Source organism: Gemmobacter serpentinus, from assembly GCF_008973825.1.
GTDB classification, from domain to species: Bacteria; Pseudomonadota; Alphaproteobacteria; order Rhodobacterales; family Rhodobacteraceae; genus Gemmobacter; species Gemmobacter serpentinus.
This window is the reverse complement of the sequence record NZ_WCHR01000052.1, coordinates 1-11399: the sequence shown is the minus strand read 5'-3', so window position 1 is coordinate 11399 and position 11399 is coordinate 1. Positions and strand designations below refer to the sequence as shown.

At 65.7% G+C, this 11399-nt stretch carries 2 protein-coding genes; both read left to right on the top strand.

The window, feature by feature from the left end; all coding sequences use genetic code 11:
* The coding region (locus GBJ34_RS19710; protein WP_449727763.1) for an ABC transporter ATP-binding protein at positions 1 to 133 on the top strand (133 nt) is incomplete at its 5' end.
* Positions 134 to 200: 67 nt separating this feature from the next.
* Positions 201 to 11399: non-ribosomal peptide synthetase (locus tag GBJ34_RS19705; RefSeq protein WP_151720889.1), on the top strand; the 11199-nt coding region annotated here is incomplete at its 3' end.

The window sequence follows — 11399 nt, the reverse complement described above, 5'->3', positions numbered from 1 at the left end:
CCGCGATGACCTCTTCGCCAACCCACAGCACCCCTATACCCGACAACTCTTCGCAGCAACACCCGTAACAGATGTGAACGAAATCCGAAAAAGGGTCGAGACGCGAAAAGCCAAAAGAGCCGCGGCCCAATAGTCCAACATCCTGCCAGGCCGGCATCCCGGCCTGACTTTACCAATTCATCTAGTTGGGGCAGCGGCCGATGGCTATGGATACCTATCTCGACCTGCTTGAACAGCAGGTTGCGCACTGTGCGAAACCGGCCTTCACCTTTCTGCAAGGCGACAGCCGACAGGATCTGAGCTATGCCGAGCTGGGCCAGAAGGCCCGAGCCCTGGCCGGGCGCATCCAGCAGCAGACCCAGCCCGGCGATCGGGTGCTGATCGTCCATGCGCCGGGGCAGGATTATGTTCTGGCCTTTATCGCTGCGGTCTTTGCCGGGGTGGTGGCGGTGCCAGCCGTTTCGCCAAGTTCGGTGAAGGGTCTGCCGCGTCTGGACCTCATCGCGCGGGATGCCGGGGCGCGGCTGATCCTGACCTCGCCCGCACTGGCCGAACGGATGGCGGCTTTTGCCGGACCACTGGCCGAACTGCCCATGCTGACCGATGCGGCAGCCGAAGACGCGGCACAATGGCAGCGCCCGGCGACACGGGCCGAGGATCTGCTGTTTTTGCAATATACCTCTGGATCCACCGGCGATCCCAAGGGGGTGATGGTCAGCCATGCCAATGCGCTGGACAATCTGGCGCGCTGTCAGGCGGCCTTTGGTCTGGTGGCCGAGGATGTCATCGTGTCCTGGCTGCCGCCGCATCACGATTTCGGCCTGATCGGCGGCATTCTGTCGAGCCTGTTTGTCGGCGCGCAGGCGGTGCATCTGACGCCGCTGGCCTTCCTGACCCGGCCCGAACGCTGGCTGCGGGCGATCAGCGATTTCCGCGGCACCGTCACCGGCGCGCCGAACTTTGCCTGGGAGCTGTGCGCCACCCGGATCGAGGAGGCGCAGAAGGCAGGGCTCGATCTGTCTTGCCTGCGGGTCGCGATCAACGGTGCCGAACGCGTGCGCGCCGAAACGCTGGGGGCCTTTGCACAGGCATTTGCCGGGCAGGGGTTTGACCCCGGGGCATTCACCCCCGCCTATGGGCTGGCCGAGGCGACGCTTCTGGTCAGTGCCCTGCAAAACCGCCAGCCCGGACAGATGCCGCGCATGATGACGGGGGCGGAGGACGGCCGCGAGGACATCCTGCAGCATCGTGGTGCGCTGGTCAGCCATGGCACCGCTTCGGATGTGGTGATCGTGGGCCCCGAAGGGCAAGCCCTGCCACCGGGCGAAACCGGCGAGATCTGGCTGTGCAGCGGGTCTGTCGCGCAAGGCTATTGGGGCAAACCGCAGGATAGCGCCCGTGTCTTCGGGCAGGTGGTCGATGGGCAGGGCGGCTATCTGCGCAGCGGCGATCTGGGCTTTGTCGACGGGGGTGAGCTGTTCATCGCCGGGCGCCTGCGTGAATTGATCACGCTGGCCGGGCGCAATGTCTTTCCGCAGGATATCGAACCGGATGTCGAGGCGGCGCATCCGGCCTTCCGCGCTTCGGGCTGTGCGGTCATCGCCCGCGAACGCGACGGGCAGACCCAGCTGGTGATCCTGCAGGAAGTTCTGGGCAAACGCGATCTGGTGACCGAAGGGCTGGCCGAACATCTGCGCAGCCTTCTGCTGGAACGCCATGACATTGCCGAGCTGGGCGCAATTGTCTTGCTGCGCACCGGCGATCTGCCGCGCACCACCAGCGGCAAGATCCAGCGGTATCGGTGCGCCGATCTGCTGGCGCGCGGCGCATTCGCGCCGCTGTGGTCCTGGGAAAGCCAGGGGCAGGTGGCGCAATCCGATTTCACCGCGCCGCGCGATGAGACGGAAGCCGCGCTGGCTGCGCTATGGTCAGAGCTGCTGGGGATGGAGCGCGTCTCGATCCATGACAACTTCATGGAACTGAGCGGCAATTCCCTGCTGGCGACGCAGGTGATTTCGGCGCTGCATCAGCGCCTTGATGTCGATGTCTCGCTGCGGGCGCTGTTTGAAAACCCGACCATCGCGCAGCTGGCGCAGGAAATCACCCGCGCACGGTCCGAGAAGGCCGCGCATGTCGCAGCCGCCGGAATGGCCGCGCAGGCGATGCCGATCTCCAAGGGGCAGGCGCGGGCCTTCTATCTGGACCAGTTCGCGCCGGGCGATCCCCTTTACAACCGGCGCCGGATTCTGGCGCTGGATGGCGAGATCCGGCCCGAGGTCCTGGCACGGGCCGCCACCGAGCTGGCCCGGCGGCACGAGGTCTTGCGCTATCGCTTTGCCATTGAAGACGGGGTGCCCACGGCCTGGCTGATGCCGCTCACCCCGGTGGAGCCCGTGCAGCAGACCGCGCAAAATCTGCAGGATATGGATCTGCAGGCGCAGGCCCTGGCCGATGCGCCCTTTGATCTGATGACGGGGCCATTGTTCCGGCTTGGTCTCATCTCCGAGGATGAGGACACCCACCTTCTGGTCTTGGCGATACATGCGATCATCGCCGATGACCATTCTGTCCCCCTTCTGATGCGGGAACTGGCGGCGCTTTATACCGCCTATGCCGAGGGCTTTGCCTCGCCCTTGCCCGCGCCGGGGTTGCAACATGCGGCACTGGTGCGCTGGCACGAGGGTTGGATGCAGGGCGCCGTGCAGGCGGGACAGACCGCTTGGTGGCAAGACAGGCTGGCCGATGCACCGCAGGCGTTGGCCCTGCCGATGGATCATATGCGCCCGCCGGTGCAGACCCATCGCGGCGCGCGGCACGAATGGTTCGTGTCGCAGTCGGCGGATGATCTGGATCTTGGGGCCGCCTATGCGCTGATGCTGCACCGGCTCAGCGGCCAGTCCGATCTGTGTATCGGGATCGAGCTGCCGCAGCGCGAGCAGGAGGGGGCGGATACCCTTGTTGGCCCGCTTGGCAATCTGGCGGTGCTGCGGGTTCAGGTTCAGACCGGCATGACCATTGCCGATCTGCGCGCGCAATTTGCAGCCGCGCTGAAGGGCGCGCAGGATCATGGTGCCCTGCCCTTCGATCTGGTGGTTGAGGCGGTGCAGCCGGAGCGGCGGTTGAACCAGTCACCGCTGTTTCAGGTCTTGCTGCGACTGGACGGGGTCGAGGCCGCGCAACCGCCCTTCCTGAACGTCAAGGCACGTCCGGTGCCGCCCCGGATCGTGCGGTCTGAATTCGACATGACGCTGGCGCTGCGGCCCGTGGCGGGCGGGATCGAGGCGCAGATTGACTATGCCGCCGATCTGTTCGACCCGGCCACCATCGCGCGGATGGCCGATACCTATGGCCGCTGCCTAGCGCAGATGGCACAGCCCGAACAGGATGTGCTGGCGGCACCGATGATTGGCGCGGCCGAGCACGCACAGCAGATCGAGGTCTGGAATGATACCGGCCTTGCCTTCCCCGACCTTGCCCCCCTGCCCCAGATGTTCGAGGCGCAGGTTGCGCGCAATCCCGATGCCGATTGCATCATTTGCGGCGATGAACGGCTGAGCTTTGCCGAGCTGAACGCCCGCGCCAATCGTCTGGCGCGAGGCCTTCTGGCCATGGGCATCGGCCCCGATTGCACGGTGGGCCTGTGCATCGAACGCTCGTTCGAGATGATGGTGGGGCTGATCGGCATTCATAAGGCCGGCGCGGCCTATGTGCCGCTGGACCCGGCCTTGCCCGCCGACCGCCTGGCCTTCATGGCCGAAGATGCCCGGGTCTCTGCGGTGCTGACCGTGGCGGCCTTGCAGGACCACCTGCCACCGCTGGATTGCCCGATCCTGTTGCTGGACCGCGATGCTGAGCGCCTGCCGGCGGAGGACAGCAATCTGCCCTGTCGGATCGGCCTGCAGAATCTGGCTTATGTGATCTATACATCCGGCTCCACCGGGCGGCCCAAAGGCGTCGCGGTGCCGCATGGCGGGGTGGCGAACCGGCTGCTCTGGATGACCCATGCCTTTGGTGTCACCCCGGACGAGCGGGTGATGCAAAAGACCCCCTACAGCTTTGACGTCTCGGTCTGGGAGCTGTTCTGGCCCCTGATCTCGGGCGCGGCCTTGGTGATGGCCAAGCCCGGCGGACATCAGGATGTGGCCTATATGGCCGAGCTGATCCGCGATCAACGCATCACCACGATGCATTTCGTGCCCCCGATGCTGGAATTTTTCCTTAATCTGGCCGATCTGGCCGGGGCTCGCTCGCTGCGGCAGGTGCTGTGTTCGGGGCAGGCGCTGCCCCTGGCCTTGCAGGATCGCTTCATGGCGCTGCTGCCGGATGTGCAGTTGCGCAATATGTATGGCCCGACCGAGGCCAGCGTTGAAATCTCCAGCTGGGATTGCCGGGCCGATGCGGGGCTGCTTTCGGTGCCGATCGGGCGGCCGCTTGCCAATTGCCGGATGTATATTCTGGATGCGGCCTTCAATCCGGTGCCGGTGGGGGTCGCGGGCGAACTGATGCTGGCCGGGGTGCAACTGGCACGCGGCTATGTCCATCGTCCCGATCTGACGGCGCAGGCCTTTATCCCCGATCCCTTTGGCGCGCCCGGGGCACGGCTGTATCGGTCGGGCGATCTGGCACGGTTCCTGCCCGATGGCAGCATCGAATATCTGGGCCGGATCGACGATCAGGTGAAGATCCGGGGGTTCCGCATCGAACTGGGCGAGATCGAGGCCCGGCTGCGCGCGCAGCCCGGTCTGCGCGATGCTCTGGTGATTGCCCGCGATGATATTGCCAATGACCGCAGGCTGGTGGCCTATCTGGTGGCCGGGGATGGCCCGCGCGACAGCGATGCCTTGCGTCAGGCATTGCTGGACAGCCTGCCCGATTACATGGTGCCCGCGCATTTCGTCTGGATGGATGCGCTGCCGGTCACGCTGAACGGCAAGGTGAACCGCCGCGCCCTGCCCCTGCCCGACATGAGCCGGTCGGATGACGCCTTCACCCCGCCCGAGGGCGAGACGCAACAGGCCCTGGCCGCAATCTGGGCACAGTTGCTGGGGCTGGACCGGGTCGGCGCCGATGACAGTTTCTTTGCGCTTGGCGGGCATTCGCTGCTGGCGACACAAGCCATTTCCAAGATTCGGGCGCGCTTTGGCGTCGATGTGCCGCTGCGCGCGATCCTGTTCGATCAGCCCAGCATCGCGGAACTTGCGCCCCTGGTCGATACGCTGGTCGCCAGTCAGGCCGGCACCGTGATGACAGCGATCCAGCCCACGGACCGCCAGGGCGAGCTGGACCTGTCCTTCTCGCAAAAGCGGCTGTGGTTCCTGGATCAGCTGGAACCCGGTAATCCGTTCTACAACATCCCGGCCCCCACCCGTCTGGAAGGGCCGCTGGATATCGCCGCGATGGAGGCGGCGCTGAACCGGATCGTGGCGCGCCATGACATCCTGCGCACCCGTTTCATCACGCGTGAAGCGCGCCCGACCCAGATCATCGAGCCGGATTTCCGTCTGCAGATCCCGCTGATCGACCTGTCGCATCTGCCCCCATCCGAGGCGATGGTCGAGGCCCGGCGTCTGGCCCTGGCCGATGCCCGCACCGCCTTTGATCTGGAGGTGGCCCCGCCCCTGCGCGCCACCCTTCTGCGGCTGGCACCTGAGGATCATGTGATCCTGTTCAACATGCACCACATCCTGTCGGATGGCTGGTCCATGGGGGTGCTGGTCACCGAATTCGTGGCGATCTACCGGGCGCTTGCCGCCGGTCAGCCCGATCCGTTGCCGCCTTTGGCCATCCAGTATGTCGATTTTGCCGCCTGGCAGCGCCAATGGCTGCAAGGTCGCACCTTGCAAGAGCAATTGGCCTTCTGGTCGGATCAGTTGCAGGATGCGCCGCCGCTGCTGGCGCTGCCCACAGATTTCCCGCGCCCGGCGGCGCAAAGCTATCAGGGTGCCACACTGGATCTGGTGATCCCGGAACGGCTGGTGGCCGAACTTTATGCGCTTGGAGCCCGCCATCAAAGCACGCTCTATATGGTGCTGCTGGCCGCGTTCAACGTGCTGCTGTCGCGCTATGCCCGCCAGCGCGATATCTGCGTTGGCACCTATATCGCCAACCGCAACCGCGCCGAGATCGAGGGGCTGATCGGCTTCTTCGTCAACACGCTGGTCCTGCGCAATGATGTCGACCCCGATGCTTCGTTCGACGATTTCCTGCGCGCGGTGCGTCACCGTTTGCTGGATGCCTATGCCCATCAGGATCTGCCGTTTGAATATTTGGTCGACCACCTGAAGCCCGAGCGGCATCTGAGCCATTCGCCCTTGGTTCAGGTGGCTTTCGTGCTGCAGAACACGCCGATGGATGATCTGGATGCGTCGGGGTTGAAAACCTCGCCGCTGGTGGTGGAAAGCCAGGTGTCCAAGTTTGACCTGACGCTGCGCCTGACTGAAAAGAACGGCCGGCTGGAAGGTTGTCTGGAATATGCGACCGATCTGTTCACCCCGCAGACCATGGCGCAGATGGCGGCGCAGTTCGGGCATCTGCTGTCCGAAATCGTGCGCGCGCCGCGCGCGGCCCTGCAATCGCTGCGCCTGATGCCCGAGGCAGAGGCTGCGGGCCTCGCCGCGCTGGCCGCCGGTCCTGCCGTCGCACCCGAAGGCCTGCCGCGGTTCCTTGACGCCTTTGCCGCACAGGTTGCGCGCGATGGCGATCACCCCGCTATTGACGGGCTGAGCTATGGTGATCTGGATCGGCACTCTGACGCATTGGCGCGCGCGCTGGTGCAGCGCGGCATCGGTCGGGGTGACGTGGTCGGGCTGTGGCTTGGACGCGGTGCCGGATTGGTGACGGCCATGGTCGCGGTGATGAAGGCGGGGGCCGCCTGGCTGCCGCTGGATCTTCAGGCACCCGAGGCGCGGCGTGATTTCATCCTGCAAAACGCCCGGCCCGCGCTGATCATCAGCGATCTGGATCACCACGCGACCCTGCATGGCGGCACGGCGACGCTGTTGCTGGACGCCTTTGATCCCGCGCCCGCCTATGCCTTGCCGGGGGTCAGCCCCGAAGACACGGCCTATATTCTTTATACCTCCGGCACTACCGGCTGGCCCAAGGGCGTGGTGGTGCCGCATCTGGCGGTGATGAACCATGCGGCCCATCACATCACGCTCTGCGGGCTGACCCCCGCAGACCGGGTGCTGCAATTCGCGGCGACCGGCTTTGACACGGCGGTCGAGGAAATTCTGCCCAGCCTGATGGCCGGGGCCACGCTGATCGCGCGGCCCGAAGCGTTTCTGGATGCGGGGCAGGAATTTGACGCCCTGCTGCAACGCCATGCCATCACGGTGGTCGATCTTCCGACGCAGTTCTGGCAGCATTGGGCGCAGGCCAGCACGGGAATGCCACCCAGCCTGCGCCTGGTGGTGTTGGGGGGCGAGGCCCTGACCGCAAAACAGGTCAGCGACTGGTCCGCCCGGTCTGATACGGCAGGCATCCGCCTGCTGAACACCTATGGTCCGACCGAAGCCACGATCATCGCCACCGCGCAAGAGGTGCCGCATGGCCCGGCGCAGGCCGACCCGCCCATCGGAAGGGCGATCTCTGGCGCGGTGCTGCGCCTATTGGATGACCGGCTGGAGCCGGTGCCGCCCGGGGTGCCGGCCGAGATCTTCATCGGCGGCCATGGTCTGGCCAAGGGATATCTCAACCGCCCCGATCTGACCGCCGAACGCTTCATCGCCGACCCCTTCGGCCCCGCACAGGCGCGGATCTATCGCAGTGGCGATCTGGGTCGGATGCAGGCCGATGGCACAATCAGCTATCTTGGCCGCGTGGACGACCAGATCAAGCTGCGCGGGTTCCGGATCGAACCCGCCGAAATCGCCGCAGCCCTGCGTGAAGCCGGGGCAGAGGCGGCGCTGGTCACGCTCAGCCCCGGGGCGGAGCCGCGACTTCTGGCCTATGTCACCGGCCCGGTCGAGGAAACCGCGCTGCAAGACGCGCTGCGCGCCCGGCTGCCGGCCTATATGCTGCCCTGGCGCATTCTGGTGCTGGCAGAATTCCCGCTGACCGCCAATGGCAAGATCGACCGGCGTGCGCTGCCAGCCCCCGAACGGCTGACCCGCACAACGGGCCCCCGCGATGCGCAGACCGCACAGCTTGCTGCGATCTGGGGCGAGGTGCTGGGGCTCGCCCCGGACACCTTCGGGGATGACGAGAATTTCTTCGCACTTGGCGGGCATTCGCTGCTGGCCACGCAGGTCGTGTCAAAAATCCGCAGCCGCTTTGCCATCGATCTGCCGCTGCGGGCATTGTTCGAATATCCGACAGTGGGCGGACTTGCCCCGGTCATCGCGGCCGCGCAGGCCGAAACCGCGCCGCACCGGACCGCCATCCCGAAACGCGATCACGCGGGCCCCTTGCCCTTGTCCTTCGCGCAGCAACGGCTGTGGTTCCTTGATCGGCTGGACCCCGACCGCGCCCATTACAACATCCCGGCGGCGCTGCATCTGTCCGGGCCGCTGGATGCCGACGCGCTGACCCGGGCCTTTGGGGCGGTTCTCGCGCGCCATGATGTGCTGCGCGGCGTGATCCGCCTGCTAGACCATCAGCCGGTGATGGAGATCGCGGCCCCCGCCGATTTCGATCTGCCGCTGATCGATCTGGCGCAACTGCCGCCCGAGGCCATCCGCGCCGAGACCGAAGCCTTGTGTCAGGCCGAGGCCACACGCCCCTTCGATCTGGCGCAAGGTCCGTTGCTGCGGGCACGGCTGCTGCGGCAGGGGCCGCAGGATCATGTGCTGGTTCTGGTGCTGCACCATATCATCGCCGATGGCTGGTCCGTCGGTCTGCTGGTGGACGAGATCGCCACCGCCTATGCCGCCGCGCGTCACGGCCAGCCCGATCCGCTGCCGCCTTTGGCGATCCAGTATCCGGATTTCGCGCTGTGGCAGCGTGACTGGCTGGCGGGTGACCGGCTGCAACGCCAGATCCATTACTGGCAAAACCAGTTGGCCGAGGCGCCCACCCTTCTGGCCCTGCCCACCGACCGGCCGCGCCCGGCGGTGCAAAGCCATCGTGGCGCGGCGATAGATTTCACCCTGGACGCTGATCTGACTTCCGCCTTGCGGCAACTGGCACAGGCGCAAGGCGCCACCCTGTTCATGGTGATGCAGGCGGCGTTTTCCGTGCTTTTGCATCGCTATAGCGGCGAGACCGACATTCTGATCGGCACCCCCGTTGCCAACCGCAACCGCGCCGAGCTGGAACCGTTGATCGGCTTCTTTGCCAATACCCTGACCCTGCGCAACCGCATCGACCCCGAGGCGCGCTTCCTTGACCTGCTGGATCAATGCCGCGAGACGGCGCTGGCCGCATATGGTCATCAGGATGTGCCGTTTGAGCATCTGGTCGAATTGCTGCAACCGGAACGCCACCTGAGCCATGCGCCGCTGTTCCAGGTCATGCTGGTCTTGCAAAACGCGCCAGCGGGCAGGCTTGCCCTGCAGGATCTGGCCATCACGCCGCTGCCGGTCGCGGGCACCAGCGCCAAATTCGATCTGACGCTGGCCTTGCAGGAAGTGGCAGAGGGGATCGAGGGCAATCTGGAATATGCCAGCGATCTGTTCGATGCCGATACCATCGCACGGATGCTGCGCCACTTCCAGGTGCTGCTGGCGGCCATCGTGGCAGCCCCCACGGAAAAGCTTGCCACCCTGCCGCTGCTCGATGCCGAGGAACGCAAAAAGGTTCTGGAAGGCTTCAACACCACCGGCGATGTCATGCCGCAGGATGCGCCGGGCATTGTTGCCCGCATCTCTGCCCATGCAGCCGCCCGTCCGACCGAAATTGCCCTCAGGCTGGGCGATGATCAGCTCAGCTTTGCGGTGCTGGAGGCGCGGGCCAATGCGCTGGCGCATCACCTTCTGGCGCAAGGCGTGGGTCCCGATACGGTAATCGGCATCGCGGCAGAACGATCTTTTGCCATGATCGTGGCCTTGTTGGCCGTGCTGAAGGCGGGGGGCGGCTATCTGCCGCTGGACCCGGATTATCCGAAACAGCGGCTGGCGCATATGATCGCCGATGCGGAGCCGGCGCTGATCCTTGCCACGCCCGGCCTTGCCGCGCAGATGGCGGAGTTTAGTCGTCCGGTCCTCACGCTGGATCGCATCGATACGATGGCGCAGCCGCCTGCTGCTCGGACCGAGCCGCTGGCCTGTGGCTATCTGATCTATACCTCCGGCTCCACCGGCACACCCAAGGGCGTGACCCTGACCCGTGCCGCGCTGGAAAGCCTGATCCATTGGCAATGCAGCACCCAGCCTGCGCCGGGGCCGGTGCTGCAATTCGCCTCGCTGAACTTCGACGTCTCCTTCCAGGAGATCTTCTCGACGCTCTGCGACGGTCAATGCCTTGTGCTGATCCCTCCGGGCCTGAACCGCGATCTGAATGCGTTGCGCGACTATGTGGCGCAGCACGATGTCCGCCGCATGTTCCTGCCCAATGCAGTGCTGCAGCAATGGCTGTTGCTGGGTCCCGCCAAGGATGCCCCGCCCTGCCAGATCATTAGCGCGGGCGAGGCGCTGGTCACTGGCGAACATCGCGCGGCGCTGCTGGCGCTGCTGAACGGGGCGGATCTGTTCAACCAATATGGCCCTTCGGAAACCCATGTGGTCACGGAACAGGCGTTGCCGGTGGCAATGGCTGCGGATTGGCCCGACCGGCCCCCGATTGGCCGCCCCGTCTGGCAAAGCCGCGCCTATGTGCTGGATGGCGCTGATGCACCTGCCCCGATCGGGGTCTGGGGGGCCTTGCATATCGGTGGCCTGCCCCCGGCCCGCGGCTATCACCGGCAACCGGGCGCGACAGCGGACCGGTTCCTGCCTGATCCGTTCGGCAAAACCCCGGGTGCCCGCCTTTATCGCACCGGCGATGTCGCGCGCTGGCGGCCCGATGGCGTGCTGGAATATCGCGGCCGCGAGGATGACCAGATCAAGGTCCGCGGCATTCGCGTCGAACCCGGTGAGATCGAGGCCGCCCTGCGCGCCCTGCCCCGGATTGCCGAAGCCTGCGTGATGCTGCGTCACGATCATCCGGGCGTGCGGCAATTGGTGGCCTATGTGGTCAGCGCAACAGAGGCTGCATTGTCGCCCGAGGATCTGCGCCGCGATCTGGCAGCCGTGCTGCCCGATTACATGATCCCCTCGGCCTTCATCAGCCTTCCGCGTCTTCCATTGACGTCGAACGGGAAGGTTGATCGTCGTGGTCTGCCTGCTGTGGATCATGGGGATCTGGGCGGGGGTGAGGTGCTTTCGGGGGTTGCGGCGGGGGTTGCCGGGATCTGGGGCGAGGTGCTGGGGCTTGCGCCCGAGACCCTTGGGGGGCAGGCCAATTTCTTTGCGCTTGGCGGG